The sequence below is a fragment of the Streptomyces sp. NPDC048637 genome (assembly GCF_040650675.1).
Classification (GTDB): Bacteria; Actinomycetota; Actinomycetes; order Streptomycetales; family Streptomycetaceae; genus Streptomyces.
On record NZ_JBEZHQ010000062.1, the window covers coordinates 1 to 15687 of the forward strand.

At 67.5% G+C, this 15687-nt stretch carries 13 protein-coding genes; 8 read left to right on the plus strand and 5 right to left on the minus strand.

Features of this window, described 5'->3' with window-relative positions; all coding sequences use genetic code 11:
* Positions 1-51: 51 nt before the first annotated feature.
* The 3 genes from AB0C46_RS38760 to eccE all read right to left on the minus strand — a co-directional run bounded on the left by AB0C46_RS38760 (position 52) and on the right by eccE (position 5312).
* Positions 52-2913 (minus strand): SCO5717 family growth-regulating ATPase, encoded by a 2862-nt coding sequence (locus AB0C46_RS38760; protein WP_362833821.1) that lies wholly within the window; start codon positions 2911-2913, stop codon positions 52-54.
* 333 nt (positions 2914-3246) lie between these two features.
* A complete protein-coding gene (locus tag AB0C46_RS38765) occupies positions 3247-4086 on the minus strand; it encodes a hypothetical protein (protein WP_362833822.1) in 840 nt (279 codons plus the stop codon).
* Positions 4086-5312 (minus strand): type VII secretion protein EccE, encoded by a 1227-nt coding sequence (eccE, locus tag AB0C46_RS38770; protein ID WP_362833823.1) that lies wholly within the window; start codon positions 5310-5312, stop codon positions 4086-4088. The genes AB0C46_RS38765 and eccE overlap by 1 nt, the downstream gene beginning before the upstream one ends.
* Positions 5313-5656: 344 nt before the next feature.
* Between eccE and AB0C46_RS38775 the strand changes: the two genes are divergently transcribed.
* From AB0C46_RS38775 to AB0C46_RS38805, 7 genes are all read left to right on the plus strand, one after another.
* Positions 5657-7258 (plus strand): type VII secretion protein EccB, encoded by a 1602-nt coding sequence (locus AB0C46_RS38775; RefSeq protein WP_362833824.1) that lies wholly within the window; start codon positions 5657-5659, stop codon positions 7256-7258.
* Between the two features lie 364 nt (positions 7259-7622).
* Positions 7623-7946, plus strand: coding sequence for a WXG100 family type VII secretion target (locus tag AB0C46_RS38780; protein WP_350254413.1), 324 nt, complete (start codon positions 7623-7625; stop codon positions 7944-7946).
* A 122-nt stretch (positions 7947-8068) separates the two neighbouring features.
* Positions 8069-8362, plus strand: coding sequence for a WXG100 family type VII secretion target (locus AB0C46_RS38785; protein WP_006602760.1), 294 nt, complete (start codon positions 8069-8071; stop codon positions 8360-8362).
* A gap of 274 nt (positions 8363-8636) precedes the next feature.
* On the plus strand, positions 8637-9803 hold the full coding sequence (mycP, locus tag AB0C46_RS38790; protein WP_362833825.1) for a type VII secretion-associated serine protease mycosin: 1167 nt from the start codon (positions 8637-8639) through the stop codon (positions 9801-9803).
* A 20-nt stretch (positions 9804-9823) separates the two neighbouring features.
* Positions 9824-10171, plus strand: coding sequence for a hypothetical protein (locus AB0C46_RS38795; protein WP_362833826.1), 348 nt, complete (start codon positions 9824-9826; stop codon positions 10169-10171).
* A 40-nt stretch (positions 10172-10211) separates the two neighbouring features.
* Positions 10212-11708, plus strand: coding sequence for a hypothetical protein (locus AB0C46_RS38800; RefSeq protein WP_362833827.1), 1497 nt, complete (start codon positions 10212-10214; stop codon positions 11706-11708).
* Positions 11709-11798: 90 nt separating this feature from the next.
* Positions 11799-13112, plus strand: a complete 1314-nt coding sequence (locus AB0C46_RS38805; protein ID WP_362833828.1) for a S8 family serine peptidase — start codon at positions 11799-11801, stop codon at positions 13110-13112.
* 219 nt (positions 13113-13331) lie between these two features.
* On the opposite strand, the gene AB0C46_RS38810 is transcribed toward AB0C46_RS38805, so the two are convergent.
* On the minus strand, positions 13332-14351 hold the full coding sequence (locus AB0C46_RS38810; protein ID WP_362833848.1) for a PE-PGRS family protein: 1020 nt from the start codon (positions 14349-14351) through the stop codon (positions 13332-13334).
* Positions 14352-14502: 151 nt separating this feature from the next.
* Entirely contained in the window at positions 14503-14835 is a 333-nt protein-coding gene (locus AB0C46_RS38815) for a hypothetical protein (RefSeq protein WP_362833829.1), read from the minus strand.
* 503 nt (positions 14836-15338) lie between these two features.
* Here AB0C46_RS38815 and AB0C46_RS38820 point away from each other — a divergent pair.
* A complete protein-coding gene (locus AB0C46_RS38820; RefSeq protein WP_362833830.1) occupies positions 15339-15638 on the plus strand; it encodes a hypothetical protein in 300 nt (99 codons plus the stop codon).
* Positions 15639-15687: the final 49 nt, after the last annotated feature.

A 15687-nucleotide genomic window follows, 5' to 3' on the forward strand; every position in this document is an offset into this window, starting at 1 on the left:
GCCCGGCACTTGTGAGTGCCGGGCCCCGCCCCGTATCACGCTACGCCTGCCTCACTGCGGAGGCGGCTGCTGCTGCCACCCCGGTGCCAGACCGGGCCCTTCCGGCTGCGGTGCGTCCGGAGCGGGCTGTTGCTGCTGCCAGTGAGCCGGCGGCTGACCCTGCTGCGGCTGCTGGGTCCAGCCACCCTGCTGCGGCGGGTAGCCGGCCGGCGGCTGCCCCTGTTGCGGCTGCTGCTGGGGCTGGCCCTGCTGGGGGTACTGCTGCTGGGCGTACGGGTCCTGGCCCATCTGCTGCTGGGCGTACGGATCGCCGCCCATCTGCTGCTGCGGGTACATCCCCTGCGCCTGCTGCGCCCGCGCGAAGTCCTCGGCCACCAGGGCGGAGAGGTTGAAGTACGCCTCGCGGGTCTTGGGCCGCATCATGTCGAGGTCGACCTCGGCACCGGCGGCGAGATGCTCGTCGAAGGGGACGACCACAACACCGCGGCAACGGGTCTCGAAGTGCGACACGATGTCATCGATCTTGATCATCTTTCCGGTCTCACGGACACCCGAGATGACCGTGATGCCGCGCTGCACCAGGTCGGCGTAGCCGTGCGCGGACAGCCAGTCCAGGGTGGTACTCGCGCTGCTCGCACCGTCCACGGACGGGGTGGAGATGATGATCAACTGGTCGGCGAGATCGAGGACTCCCCGCATCGCGCTGTAGAGCAGACCCGTACCCGAGTCGGTGAGGATGACCGGGTACTGCTTGCCGAGGATGTCGATCGCCCGCCGGTAGTCCTCGTCGTTGAACGTCGTGGAGACCGCGGGGTCCACGTCGTTGGCGAGGATCTCCAGGCCCGAGGGGGCCTGCGAGGTGAACCGGCGGATGTCCATGTAGCTGTGCAGATGCGGAATAGCCTGCACCAGGTCACGGATGGTCGCACCGGTCTCGCGGCGCACCCGTCGGCCGAGCGTGCCGGCGTCCGGGTTGGCGTCGATCGCCAGGATCTTGTCCTGCCGCTCGGACGCGAGCGTGGAGCCCAGCGCGGTGGTCGTGGTGGTCTTGCCGACACCGCCCTTGAGGCTGATCACCGCGATCCGGTAACAGGACATCACCGGCGTACGGATCAGCTCCAGCTTGCGCTGCCGCTCCGCCTCTTCCTTCTTCGCGCCCAGCTTGAACTTGGACGGCTGGGCGTTGGCGCCCGGCTTGCGCTTCTTGGGCTGGTTGCGCAGCAGCCGGTCGGAGGTCAGCTCGACGGCAGCGCTGTAGCCGAGCGGTGCGCCAGGAGCGGCCCGCTGCTGCGGCTGCTGCTGGCCCGGCTGCGAGTACGACGCGTAGTTGGCCGCGGCGTTCGCGTCGCCGGTCTGCTGACCGGGCAGCGGCTGGTACTGAGCCTGCTGCGCCTGGGCCTGCTGAGCCTGTTGTGCTTGCTGAGCCTGCTGGGCCTGTTGTGCTTGCTGCGCCTGGGCCTGCTGGGCCTGCTGGGCCTGTTGTGCTTGCTGGGCCTGCGCCGCTTGGGCTTGGGCCTGCGCGGCCTGAGCCTGCGCCGCGTGAGCCTGCTGCGCCTGCTGGGCGGCCTGCTGCTGGGCGTAACCGGACTGTGCCTGGCCCTGCTGCGGATGGCCCTGCGCACCAGTCTGCGGATAGCCCTGCGCACCGGTTTGCGGATAGCCGTAAGCCGGCTGCTGCGCGGCCGCGTGAGGCTGCTGCTGTGCCTGCGGCTGCGGCTGGGCCTGCTGGGGGTAGCCGTATGCGGGCTGCGGATAGCCGTACGCGGGCTGTTGCTGCTGCGCGGGCGCGCCCTGCTGCTGTTGCGGGTAGCCGGCCTGCGGTGCGGGCTGCCCCTGGGGGTACCCGGCCTGCGCCTGCGGTTGCGCCTGCGGTTGAGGCTGCGCCTGCGGTTGCGGCTGCTGGGCCGGTGTCTGCTGCTGGCCCTGCTGCGGCTGCTGAGCTGCGTGGGGCTGCTGCTGCGCCTGGGCCTGCGGCTGTGCCGTCCGAGGGTCCGCGGGCTGGTACTCCGGCGGCAGCGGCGGCAGCGCGCCCTGTCCGGGCACACCCTGCTGCTGACCGTCCGCCGCGGCGCCCCAAGGAGCACCCTGCTGAGGAGCACCCTGCTGCGGAACTCCCTGCTGCGGAACTCCCTGCTGGGGGGCCTGCTGAGGAGTCGCCTGCTGGGGAATGCCCTGCTGCGGAGCCGTCTGCGGGGGAACCCCCTGCTGCTGCGGCCCACCTTGTCCGGGCACGCCCTGTCCGGGCACCCCCTGCTGCGGCATGCCCTGTTGTGGCTGCTGCTGGGCCGGTGCGGGCTGTGCGTCCTGCTCGGCGGCCTCGGGGGCGGGCTGCGCGGGAACCGCGGCCTCAGGGGCAGGTGCACGGTCCTCGACGGGGGTGGGCGAGGGCGAGGCCTCCGGCTCCGGTGTCGCGGCGGTGGCCGTGACCTCGGGCTCGGGCACGCTCGCCGCCTCCGGCTCCGTGTCACCGTCGTCGCCCCAGAGGGAGGCCGACGGATCGACGCCCGTGCCCGTGCGCTGATTTCCGGTGCCGGCGCCCTCGTTCGTGGCCGGCGCGGCCTCCGCGGGAACCTCCGGCGTGGCCGGGGGAGTGGCGGCGGCCGGGGCGTCATTGCCCGTTTCCTGGGGGCGCAGCGTCGGGAATCCCGGCGGTGCGGCCTCCGCGGGCCCGGGGAGCGGCTGGCCCAGAGGCGGCCCGACGGGCGGCTGGGCCCCGGCGGTCGGAGTGGCGGGCGAAGACGCAGGAGGAGCCGCAGACGAGGCGGTGGCGCTGGTGCCGCCACCACTGGTGTCGTTGCTCGCGTACCAGGCCGGTGCGGCGAAATCGATCTTGAACTCACCGGTCAGGTCGAACTCGGACTGGTCGTCGTCAGGATCGTTTCCGTCCGGACGGAAAGCCTCCTGCTCGTTCACTGTGCCTCCTGGTGTACTGCAACGCACCTGAACGGCAGGACCGGATACAGGCGGATCGATCGGATGTAGCGGAAGTCGGGACACACCACCCGGGGTTGCGCCAACACTAACTGTCTCCATCCCCGTATCGACTGCCGTCGTGCTGTGCTCCTGCGGCTCTCCCACACAGCCTAATCAAGAGTCGGCCCATAACGGCAGTCGATGTCATGTCGTCTTCATACCCTTCGGCACGCTTACGGGCGCACCCGTGGATGCGCCCGTAAGTCGTGCCCCGCGGCCGGTTGCGTACGCGCTGCGCACAGCGCTCCGCGGGCGACCGGCCCGCAATGACGGTCAGTCCATGCGGCGCGGCCCGCCGAGGAGGTTGGTCTCCGCCTCCGTGGGCTGCGTCATGACGAACTGGTGGCCCTCGCGAGAGCACCACAGCATGGCGTTGTCGCTGAGCGTCGGCAGCACCGCACCGACCTGCTCCGGCAGTCGCATGATTCGCGTCACAACGTCCGCCTCTTCGGGCGAAAGCCGCTGCAGACCGACCACATCGGCGCGGCTGAGCAGCTGCGGCGACCGCGGCCCGAGGAACGGCAGCACGGTCAGCACCGACTGCCAGGGACTCGGGGCGAGCTGATTGCGTGGCGGCCGCGCACCCATGTCCCGGACGACCAGCACCGGGCTGGAAACCGACGGTCCCTGGGGTGCGATCTGCCGTACTTCGTGGATCGATACACACTGCTGTCCGCCGCCCGCGGCCTGCGCCATCTGGCCCCAGGCCTGCGGACGCGCCGTCTCGACCGCGACCCGGGCGCCGATGGCGACCGTACGCAGCGCCAGCACCTGCGCCATCCACATGCTGCCGACCAGCGCGACCTCCATCGGCGCGGGCCGCAGCAGGCTCAGCACGGCGGGCTGGTTCTGCGGGTCGATGCCGATGACCACGCCGTCGTCGCCGACCGGCAGGGTCAGTGCGGCGAGCGACTCGGCCGTCAGCACATGCGGGCTGCGCCGCGGACCGCGCAGACCGTAACCGGGCCTCGGCTTCGGACCGCTCGGCCCCGACTGGTCCTCGTCCGGGCGTGGCTGGTGGGAGAGCCGGCGGCCGCCGCCGTCGCCGAGCGGGGGATTACGCCAGCCGTTGCCGCTGGTGTTGACGCGGGGCTGATAGGTGGGAGAGGCCATCAGCGGGTACCTCCGAGGGGAAGCGTGGCCAGCAGGCCGGGCAGCTGTTCCCGGTCGAGCCGGACGAGGCCGACCTTCACGGAACCGGAGCGGCGCTCCAACTCGCTCTGTGCGGCGGAGAGTTCGTTCTCGCTGCGGGTGGAAAGACGGACGTAACCGGAGATCGCGGGGGCGCGGCCGCTGCCGTGGGTGGCGGTCAGCGCGAAGGTGCTGGCCATCGCCCTGGTGCTGGTCAGCAGCTGGGTGACGGCAGCCAGCGGCGCACCGCCCTGGCCCAGTTGGGGCCAGCGGCCGATCCAGTACGTGGTGTGCCACCGGTCGTCGCAGCGCATCGCCCGGGTCGTCTCCTGGGTGCGCCGGGCCGCCCGGCCGTCGCGCCCCATCGCACCGTTGGCGGCCCGCGGACTGACGCACACCGCGGTACCGATCGCGGCCACGACCTCGCGCTCGGCGAGCACCCTGGCGCGCACACCGTGCGCGGTCAGCCGGCTGACGAGCTGGTCGGCGGCGCGCAGCAGCGAGCGCTCGGCGCCCTCCACCCCGCCGCCGCGGGCCTCGATCGCCTCCGCGCACAGCTCGGGGTCGAGCTTGAGCGCGATCCAGGTCAGCTGCAGGCCAGGGGTCTGCGACTGGGCCTGCAGCGGCGCGTACGAGCGGGCCGCGACGGCCTGTTCGGGCAGGTGCGGGGCCGGCGCGGGCTGGGTGTACTGGACGAACTGCACCGACTCCAGGTGGATGTCCTCGATGTCGAGCGCGGTGTGCAGCACCTCGAGCGGCAGCATGTGGCTGCCGCGCTGCGGCCGCAGCGGCTCGTCACGGGCGTCCACCTGGACGATGGCGGTCAGGAACGTGCCGTCACCGACGAACCCGATGGCGCGCTGATCCGTTTCGGTCGTGAACTCATAGGTCCGCAGCGCCGGTTCGCACTCCACCACGGGGGCGATCGCCGGGTCGACGCCCTGCGTGGCCGCGAGGGCGGAGGCGCTGTTCTTGCCGCGGCGCTTCATCGCGCGCACGGTGGTGATCCATTCCGGCAGCGGAATCCGCCGCCGACGGCCGAGCGCGAAAATGACCAGAATTGCCGCGATCACGATGGCCGCGGTCAGGGCGGCCGGGTGGATCGACCAGCCCACCAGTACCAGGGCCGCGGCGAGTTCGATGATGGCCAGCTGCTGAACGCGGACCCCGCCGATGGTTCCGGCCTGTTGGCGCAGCCGCGGTGCCACCGGACCTGCCGGGCGGGCCGCGGAACTCCGTCCGCCATTTTCTCTGTTGCCCGGAGCTGTGCCGTTTTGGCCAGCATTTCCCGCGTATTGCGGTGCAGCGGAAGGCTGTTGCTGCTGTTGCCGCCCGTTGCGGCGTCGAGCCCTGGTGGCGCTGGACATCCCCCGGCCTGCTCCTCTACTGGTGGTGTGGCCTCTAGGCGTATCGGTCGCCGCTGAGACTGGTGCGTTGGAAGGTGGCACCCGTACCGTACGGGTCGATCGACACACGGCATAGTAGAGGGCGCTACGGCGTGAGTGCCGGGGGCGGTCGATGTGGATCCGACAGGCGGGGAGAGAAAGCAACAATGGCATCACGTCGGGACGAGCTGAATGCGTATTCGTTCGCTCGAAAGCGCACGAATGCGGCATTTCTGAAGCCGCTGCCGAACGGTTCGATCGAGAGTGCCCCCAGGCCCCTGAAGGCGGTGGTGCCGAGCATCGTGATGGGGGTCGTGATGCTCGTGGGATTCGGCGCCTGCGGCATTCTCAAGCCTGTTGCCCCGCAAGGCTGGGACGAGATCGGGAAGAATGTCCTCGTCGGGGACGTATCCACCACGCGCTATATCGTCCTGAAGGGCAAGGACGGTCAGAAACTGCTGCATCCCATCCTTAACCTCGCCTCCGCCCGACTTCTTATCGACCCGAATTTCAAGGTCGTCAAGGTCAAGGAATCCGAGCTGGACGGAAAGATCCCGCACGGACCGGCCATCGGAATTCCCTACGCCCCCGACCGGCTGCCCGGCGTGGAGGACGCCGACAAGCCGAAGACCTGGGCGGTGTGCAACCGCCCGGGCAGCGGCCTCAACAGCAAGCCCCAGCAGGCCGTGTTCGTCCTGGGCGGCAAGGACAAGCAGGCCGTCGAGGGCAAGCGCAGGGTTGCCCCCCGACAGGCGCTGTACGTCGAGGACCCGCAGAAGAAGAGGTGGCTGGTCGACAGCGAGGGCAAGGCCTTCGAGTTCAGCGGCAGGAGCGAAGCGGTCAACAGCCGGCTGCGCCGCATCATCTTCGCCGACGCCAAGCCCCAGCAGGTGTCGCAGCAGTTCATGGACACCCTCATCGTCCTCCCGCCGGAGCTCGGGATCACCATGCCCGTGGTCGCCGGGGCGGGCGGAGAGACCAGCAATCCGAAGGTCCCCGAGCGGGCCAAGAAAATCGGCTCGATCCTCCAGGACAGCCACGGCCAGAAGTACGTCGTGGAGCAGGACGGCGTCGAGCAGGTGTCGGGCTTCGTCGCGAACCTCCTGGAGGAGGGGGCGAACGCCGACAAGGTGAACGGCGACGGTACGCCGATCAAGCCCGAGCCCATCGCCGTCAATGCCGTCGACCCGAAGCTGGACGCGGAGAAGAACCCGACGAACTTCATGGGCGAGATCTTCGACGGCTTCCCCTCCCCGTGGCCGCGCGAGAGCCTCTCGGTGGCCAACGACTTCGAGCACGGCTCCCAGACCGGCGGACTGACCAGTCCTACGCGAAACGGTGTGTCCTGCAGCGTCTACAACGGCAAGAACAACAAGCTCCCGGGCGGTATGGAGAAGCAGCTCAAGTACCCGAACGGCGTGCCGGACATGCAGACCTGGGTCGGCGATGACTACCCGGTCAAGATCGCCACAGGAGCCAACTCGTACGTCACCCCCGGCAGTGGCCTCCTCTACACCGAGGTGCGCAATCCCCAGGCGAAGACCGGCAGTCAGTTCCTGATCACCGACACCGGGCTGCGTTATCCGCTGCCGAAGAACAACGACAGCGACGGCAAGTCCGGCAAGGCCGACGACGAACAGGACAAGGCGAAGATCCACCTCGGGTACGAGAGCACGCATCCGCCGCTGATCCTGAAGACCTGGTCCGAACTCCTCTCGGCCGGCCCGGCGCTGGACCTTCAGAGCGCCAAGAAGCCGCAGTCGTCCTGATATGAGCGAAGGCCGCGCCGAGTCCCGGAAAACGGGCATTCGGCGCGGCCTTCGGTGTACCCCGGATTCCCCCGCCGCCGTTTTTTCTCCGACACAGCGGCGGACTTCTTGGTGTGATCTTCACCGGTCCGGCCCCGTTGGCGAATGACCGATAGCGGCACATCTGTCCGTTTCTTGTGAACAACGTTTCACTGACGGGTAGTTGACATTGTTGTGATCCCGTCACAACAGCGCTCCCCCTGTTGGGGACAGCCATATCGAGTGGTTAAAGTAGCCAAAGGCGTCAGTAGGAGATGCCTGCCGCGCGAGCGCCTGTAGCTGCCCGGTGCGGTACGACGTACGAGTCTCATGGGGGACGTTGACTATGGCTGGTCAGCAGTACACAACCACCGAGGAGGAGATGGTCGCGTTCAGCGGCAAGATCTCCTCGGTCAACCAGTCGATCCAGGGCGAGATCTCGCGCCTGAACACGGTCGTCGACACCATCACGTCTGGTTGGAAGGGTGCTGCGGCCTCCTCGTACAACCAGCTCCAGTCCAAGGTGAACGAGGACGCCACCCGTCTCAACCAGCTTCTGGGTGAGATCAAGGAAGCGATCGACTCGACCACGAAGAACTACTCCGCCTCCGAAGAGGAGCAGGCGCAGTCGATTTCGCACATCTCCGCCTCGGCTTCCCCGTTCGGATGATGCGGCCGCGCCGCTGACCGCGGCGCAACGGCCCAGCCGCCGCAGCCCGGGCCCGGCGTCATACCGCCGGCCCGCTGTGGCGTGTGAATCGACCAGGCATCATCAACTCCTGAGGAGACACCATGTCAGGCCAGATCCTCGTTAATTTCGCGACGATCTCGCAGGCCAGCTCCGACGTGCGCGGAACGGCCAACAACATCCGTCAGCAGCTCGACGACCTCGAGGCCGGCGTCAAGAAGATCGCCGCGAGCTGGGAAGGTGCGGCGCAGGAGGGCTACCAGGCCCGCCAGCGCGAGTGGGACCAGCGTGCCGCTTCCCTGCACTCGACGCTTGAGGCCATCGCCAAGGCGCTGGACCAGGCCGCTCAGAACTACCAGGCCACTGAGCACAAGAACTCCGGCATCTGGGCAGGCTGACCTCCGGTCGGTCGAAGCCGGAAACGGCCAGACCTGAGCAGCTCGGCTGCTCGCACAGTGGTCCATGAGGGCGAGCGCGCTGCATCAGTGCGCTCGCCCTTCTGCCGTCCACCACTCCTTCACCGCTCCGCCTCACTCCTCTCACCCTTCGTTCCTGCCCAATACGCCACACATGGAGAGCAGAAAGCCCGTGGGATCTCGCGCCATTGGTCACCGAACCGGGCACCGTCGCCGAGCGGCGGGTGCACTGGTCACGGCGGCGTGCATCGTCGGCTTGTCGAGCGCCACCGCCGCACCAGCGGTCGCGGACCCGAACGTGCCGCTCAACAGCGGTGAGTGCAAGTTCGGCACCAACGACATCACAGAGACCCCCTGGTCGCTGCAGCGCCTCCTGACCAACCAGATGTGGGCCGACACCAGGGGTAAGGGCGTCCGGGTCGCCGTCATCGACACCGGGATCGACGAGGGCAACTCGCAGATCAAGCCCAATATCGGGGCCGGAGGCAAGAAGTTCGTCCCCGGCGCCGGCAAGCCGACCGACGATCGGGTCGGCCACGGCACCAAGGTGGCGGGCATCATCGCCGCCCACCCGAAGCCCAGTTCGGGTTTCTACGGAATCGCCCCCGAGGCGAAGGTCATTCCGCTGCAGCAGACCAGCGAGGAGAAGGCGGGAACCTCCGAGAGCCTCACCGCCGCCATCGATTACGCGGTCCGGCTGGATGTCGACATCATCAACATCTCCCAGGGCACGGACGCCCCCGAGGAAAGGCTGGGCCCCCTCAAGGCGGCGATCCGGAAAGCGGCCACCGCAGGCATTCTCATCGTTGCGTCGGCCGGAAACGACGGCGCGAGCGGCAAGGAAAAGAACATGTATCCTGCCGCGTTCCAGGAGTTCGACAATGTCCTGTCCGTTGCCGCTTCCGACCGCAACAATGAGCGCGCCCCCTTCTCCCAGCCGGGAGACTGGGTCGACATCGCCGCGCCCGGCGTGAACATGGTCTCCACCGTCCCTGACGGCGGCAACTGCGTCGACCAGGGCACCAGCTTCGCCGCACCCTACGCCGCGGGCGCCGCGGCCCTCCTGATCGCGAAGCACCGGAACGAGACCCCGAAGTGGACCCCGCAGCAGGTCATCTGGCACCTGGAGCAGACCGCGGAGCGCGTACGCCCGAAGGCGGACCAGAACATCGGCTGGGGAGTCGTCGACCCGGTGGCCGCCCTCAACGACGACATCAGGCCCACCGCCAAACCTCAGCCGGACAAGCCCTCCAACGCGGCTGACGGCTCCAATATCCTGCCGGCAGCCGTCACCATCGGCGAATCCACCGAGGAACGGCGCGCCCGCATCTCCATCTACATTGTCGGCGGCGGACTTCTTGCCGTTGCCGCGGTCGTCGGCTCCGCCATCGCGCTCCGCGACTGGCGTCGGAAGAACGCATAGCAAACACGGGGAGGCCACCTATGGCTAACGATTCCTATCGCGTTGATCTCGACAGGCTTGATGAGGTCGTCAAGAAGCTCAACAACGTGCTCAAGGACATGCAGAGCGCCTCGGGCAAGGCCAAGAGCGGGACGCATCTGCCGGAAGGCGCGCTGGGCAAGGGCTTCGAGGAAGAGCGCGAACTCCGGCAGACGCATGGTGAGATGAAGGGTTTCATCGAGCAGCACGTGCTGAACAAGCTTGAGAGCTTGATCGATGACCTCCAGAAGAAGAGTTCGAGGACTCATGGTGCCTATCAGGACCAGGAGCAGAGCACGAGCAATGCGATGAAGAACGGTCACTCTTCGTCGAACAACAAGTACTCCTGAACGATGGCAATGAGCTCGCAGAGGATGAGGGGGCAGGGGCGTGGGTAGTTACGCGGACAGTAAGTACGCACCACAGGACAAGTGCTACGCCATCGAGAACACCACGAAGTTCCACAAGATCGACTTCACGACGCTGAAGGCCATGGTGGCCGACGCGAAGCCGGAGACGGTCGCCGGCGTTTCCCACGCCTGGGACCAGGTGCACAAGTCGCTCGTGGTCGACAGCGGCGGTGGCATCCGCGCGTACTTCGACAAGGCCATCGAGGAGGTCTTGCAGCACTGGGAGGGCAAGGCCGCGGAGGCGTTTCGCGAACGCGCCAAGAAGATCAGCGAGAGCATCGGGAACGGTGCTCTGTACGCCAAGAACGTAAGCGACGGCATGGGCCGCGCACATGAGGCTCTGAGCGAGTACAAGAAGCACCTCGACGGCATGGAGATGCCTGAATGGGGCGACCGGGCCTGGGACTGGGCGACCGACAACATCGATCGCCAGGACGAGAAAGCTGACGACCAGCTTGCCGGCGGCAAGAGCGCGACTCAGGTTGTCGAGGACAACGAAGACGACCTGTCAGCGCAGAAGGAGACGCAGCTGAAGGCTGCGGCGACCATGGAATATCTGGGCGCTGCTTACAGGACCAATGCGGTAGCCATCGGGAAGCCGACGGCCCCCAACGTTGACGACCCGAACAGCATTCCGCCGCCGGACAACCCGGGAATCCCGCCGGTTCATTACCCTCTCCCGGGGAGCGTCACCAAGCCCAAGGGAATGCGCAGGGGTTCGACGAAGCCCCTTGGGAAGGGGCCGGGGTTCTCGAGCGACGGCCTGAAGACGCCGGGGATCGACGGCGGCATCGGCAACACGATGCCGGGCAAGGGTTCCTTCACACCGCCGAGCGTGGGTACGGGGCTTGACAGCTTCACTCCGTCCCAAGGGACCACTGCCCCCAGCGTCGGTATCGGTGGTGGCCCGGGTACCGGCCCCAGCACCGGTGGCCTGAGCGGTGGTGGCGGTCCCGGCGGCACCAGTGGCGGCCCGGGGGGCGTGCCCGGCATGCCGGGCGGCATGGCCGGCCGCGGCACGCCCGGTGGACGTGCCGGCGGGGCTATTGGTGGTCGCACTGGTGGTGCGAACGCCGGCGCCGGGACAGCCGGCCGTGGGACCGGCCGTCCGGGCATGCCCGGTATGGGCGGTGTCGGTGCGGCGGGTGCCAAGGGCGGCGCCAAGGGTGCCGGGGCAGCGGGCCGCGGCGGTGGTCTCGCCCGCCAGAAGGGTGGCCTCGTCGGAGGTGGTCCCGGAGGTAAGGGAGCCGGTGGCTCCCAGGGCGGCTCGGGGCTGCACCGCAGCCGTGGCGGCGCCCAGTCGGGTGATGGAGCTTCCGGTAGCCGGCGTCCGGCAGGGATGCCCGGGGCGCACGGCATGCACGGCGCCAAGGGCAAGGACGACAAGGGGCAGAACGGCGAGCGCCCGGACTACCTGGTCGAGGACGAAGAGACCTGGACGCCCGAGCGCAATGTGGCTCCGAAGGTGATTGAGTAGCTAGCCTTCGGGTGTGACAGCGGCGGAAACGAGGTGGGCCCGCAGTCTTCAGGCTGCGGGCCGCAACCTGTTGAGGAGAGGTGTTGCAGCATGAGCTTCACGCGGACGCTGCGTGCGGTGGGTGGCGTGGCAGCGGCAGGAGCGCTGCTCTTCACCGCCGCGCCGACCGCTTCGGCGGACTACATTCGGGACGGGCAATGGGCGCTTGACGCGTTCAATCCGCAGAAGGTGTGGAAAGAGTCGACCGGTAAAAACGTGACCGTGGCGGTCATTGACTCCGGCGTCAACGGAGGCCACGTCGACCTCAAGGGCAATGTGCTCCCAGGGAAGAGCTTTGCCGACGGGGGTGGTACCGCAGATCACGAATCTGGCGATGACCACGGCACCGCAATGGCCGCCTTGATCGCGGGACATGGTCACGGCCCCCGCCATGCTGACGGCATCATGGGTCTGGCGCCGGATGCGAAGATCCTTCCGATCAAGAGGAATGAATCGATCGGTGGCGACGCGAACAATATCGACGGCGCCCTTCGATATGCGGTTGATCACGGCGCAAAGGTCATCAACATGTCCTTTGCGGGGCCTTATGCGCTGACCGATAAGGAAAAGAGCGCTATCAGCTATGCAGTAAAGAAGGACGTGCTGCTGGTTGCTGGTTCCGGCAACGAAGGCACCAGTAAGCTTTCGTATCCAGCTGCAGCCCCCGGTGTGCTTGCAGTAGGCGCAGTCGCCGAGGACGGCAAGGTCCTTGACAAGTCGAACTACGGCCCCCACATCCGCTTGATCGCTCCTGGCGAGAAGATCTATTCCGCCGGCACTTCCCTGAAGTATCGGCAAGCCTCAGGAACCTCCGACGCAACGGCCTACGTATCCGCCGCCGCAGCCCTCGTTCGCTCGAAGTACCCGGACCTCACCGCGGGGCAGGTCGCCAATCGACTCACGAAGACGGCGATCACTCCCGATGGCAAGACGGGTATCTCGTCCCCCGACCCCAAGTATGGCTATGGCGTGATTCGCCCGTACCGGGCCCTCTCGGAGAACATCCCGGCCGGGTCGAAGAACGGGCCGCTCACCATGCCGAAGGATTCTGAGCCTTCGGCCGGCGCGGGTGCGGATGCTCCAGGGAGCGGAGCTCAGGAGAGCGCGAGTGAAGAGAAGAGCAGCGGCCTGACCCCCCTCGCGGTTGCCGGTATCGCTCTCGGCGTGGTGGTCGTTCTGGGAATTGTCATCGGTGTGGTCGTGGCCAAGAAGCGCCGCAACGGTCCGCCTCCTGGCGGTCCCGGTTTCGGCGGCCCGGGTTACGGTGCTGGAGTTCCGCCTCAGCATCAGTTCGGCTCCTACCAGCAGCCGGGGAGCCCTGGTGCTTACCCGCCGGCACCTCCCACGCAGCCTCCGGGGCAGTGAGATCTCTTCGCCCTCCCAGGTTTCGATTTTCGGGGCGTGACCAGGAGCCGGACCGCAGCAGTTCACCGGGGTCCCGCTGTCGACAACACGCTGGCACCATGCGCCTGATGTAGTAGCCCGCCACCGCGCAGCCGCAGTTCAAGGCAATCGGATGGGGCCCACAGCCGAGGAGGCTGTGGGCCCTTTTTGGTGTGACCGTGGGGTGCCGGGGAGGCCGGATCAGCCGAAGACCGAGCGGACCTCGTCCGTTACTTCCTGGTTGCGGGTGGCCGCGCCGCCGGTATGGCGGTCGGCGCGGCGCTGGGCGGCGTCCAGGCCTCGGTTGGTGAGGTCTTCCTTGGCGTGGTCGATATAGGTGCCGGGGTCGGCGAGGCTGGCGACGCCGTCCTTGTACTCCTGAGCGCCTTCCTTGATGCCGTCGACGTATTCGCCGGCCTTGTCCTTGCCGATGTCGGCGGTTTCGCCCCAGTCGATTCCGTCGCGGGCGCCGAAGTGACTCTCGATGCCCTGCTGCGCGACGTTCTGGGCCATCCCCGTGGCGGCTTCCTGGGCCTTGGCCTTGCCCTCTTCGATGATCTTGTCCCGGGCGATTTCCTTCGCCTGATCGACCACCTTGTCCTTGACGGTCTCCTTGACCGTCTTCTTCACATAGTCGGCCGCAATCTTGCGGGCTTCCTTGGACACGGCCTTCTTCGCCATCTTTTTGATGGCGTCCATGGTGGCGTGCTCCATGGCCTTGGTGGCCGCTTCCATGACCTCGCGTTTGATCTTGTCGAGGATCTGGCGGACCATCACACGCGTCGCCTGTGTGGCACCTGCGGCACCGATTTCGGACAGGCCGAGTGTGAAGGGCGCGGCGGCCTGTGCCGCAATGATCTCGGCGGCCAGGATCACCAGCTGAGTAATGACCGCGATTTTGCCGGCGAGAACGGCGATGGCGGCCGCGTCGAAGGCAAGGGCGATGACTTCAGCGGTCGCGGCGGCATCGCGGAGGTAGTTGTCCCCGCTGTCTCCGCCGCCGGAGAAGGATCCCCATTCGTGGGAAAAGCCCTCGATCGCCTCGCCGGAGTTGGCGGAGACAACTTCATTGGCTGCCGAAGAGCCCTGGGAGGACGCTTGATTGACCGACTCGGCGAAGTTGCGCCAGGCCTGCGCGCATTCGTGGAGCTTGTCCTCGTCGGCGTCCGGCCAGTTGTAGCCGAGGAGGTCGAGGACCCAAGCTACCTCGCTTGGCAGCATCAATGACACAGTGATCGTCCCCCGTGCGGTGGTAGCCGATTGCGGAGTGGAATGGTGGTGGAGAAGGAGAGGCTGATGGCGCGCATCAGCGTGCGGGGCGCGGGGCGGGGCTCAAAGGGCCGGCCCGGGCTCGTCCGCGGCGGGTCGGGCGTCAGACGGCCGGGCGGCCGACCGCGCTGATGGTGTGAATGCCCTGCTGGTCGGATTCGGTGTACGAGCCGGCCATGTTCTGGAGCTTGTCGCCGATTCCTTCGAGGCGTTCGCCCAGGGAGTCCATCGACTCGAACATGCCGTCCCTGATGGGCGTGTAGATCGTTTCGAAGATATCGCCGAAGTCGCAGTTCTCCCAGGGGCTGCCAAGGCCTTCAAGATCGTCCTGAAGCTTCTTCGACGCCTTGGAGAAGTCGCTGCCGATGTGCACGAACGCGTTGCCCTGCGTGCGCAGCACAGCCGGGTCGACATCAAATGCCTTGCCTGCCACCATTGCCCCCGTTTTGCGGTATGTCCCGCGCTGATGCTTGTTGCATCCTGAACGATTCCACATTAGGCGATCTGAATGCAGGCATGTCAAGGCGCGGTTTGTGGAGGGAGCGTGGGCATCCTCAGGTGTCAACGCCGTTGGGATTCTGGTGAATTGACCCGCCTGAGGCATTGGCGAATGTTGTGGGTGGCGCGGAGGTGAGTGCCACGACGACGTACTGAAAGGGAAGGTTAAATATTGGTGCGTCGATGGTCAATCATGTGGAGCGCCGGGTGGTGGGTGGTGGGTGGTGGGTGGTGGGTGAGGGCGGCGAGTTCTCGGTTCTCGGTGCTCGGTTCTCGGCGTTCGGCGCTCGGTGCCCGGCGTTGAGTGTTCCGGCTTCGGCAGGCCGGAATCCTCTACCGGGAGGCGTGACCGCCCTAATCGGCCGGAGCCCGGAGCGAGTTGAGCCCCGAGTCGGGGATCGGGGCGATCCGGCGATCACTCGTCCCGTAGCATTCCCGCTCATGGACGCACCCGGCAATGAAGAGCCCCTCCCCGAAAATCGCGTGGGACTGACACCTCGTCAGGCCCGGCGAATACGCATCGTCCTGGCCTCGGTGCTGATGGCCGCGATGGCGGGAGTGCTCGTGGTGCGCCTGGCGTCGCGTACGTCGGTGCTGGTGGTCGGGGTGTACGGAGCCGCGCTGGTGCTCTGCGGTGTGGTGATCGAACTCAGCCGTAACGGGCGCACCCGGCTCGGCACCTGGTTGCTGGGCATCGGTCTGGCGGCCGCGCTCGCCTCGGACTGGCTGCTGTTGCCCTGACGGCCGGGGAAGGAGAGACGGGGGCCGAAGCCCCCGAAGCCCCCGGTCC

Coding starts and splice junctions, on each gene's coding strand:
- AB0C46_RS38810 (WP_362833848.1), bottom strand. CDS start 14,351: ATGCTGCCAAGCGAGGTAGCTTGGGTCCTCGACCTCCTCGGCTACAAC.
- AB0C46_RS38795 (WP_362833826.1), top strand. CDS start 9,824: ATGGCTAACGATTCCTATCGCGTTGATCTCGACAGGCTTGATGAGGTC.
- AB0C46_RS38765 (WP_362833822.1), bottom strand. CDS start 4,086: ATGGCCTCTCCCACCTATCAGCCCCGCGTCAACACCAGCGGCAACGGC.
- AB0C46_RS38780 (WP_350254413.1), top strand. CDS start 7,623: ATGGCTGGTCAGCAGTACACAACCACCGAGGAGGAGATGGTCGCGTTC.
- AB0C46_RS38775 (WP_362833824.1), top strand. CDS start 5,657: ATGGCATCACGTCGGGACGAGCTGAATGCGTATTCGTTCGCTCGAAAG.
- AB0C46_RS38805 (WP_362833828.1), top strand. CDS start 11,799: ATGAGCTTCACGCGGACGCTGCGTGCGGTGGGTGGCGTGGCAGCGGCA.
- AB0C46_RS38820 (WP_362833830.1), top strand. CDS start 15,339: ATGGACGCACCCGGCAATGAAGAGCCCCTCCCCGAAAATCGCGTGGGA.
- AB0C46_RS38785 (WP_006602760.1), top strand. CDS start 8,069: ATGTCAGGCCAGATCCTCGTTAATTTCGCGACGATCTCGCAGGCCAGC.
- AB0C46_RS38815 (WP_362833829.1), bottom strand. CDS start 14,835: ATGGTGGCAGGCAAGGCATTTGATGTCGACCCGGCTGTGCTGCGCACG.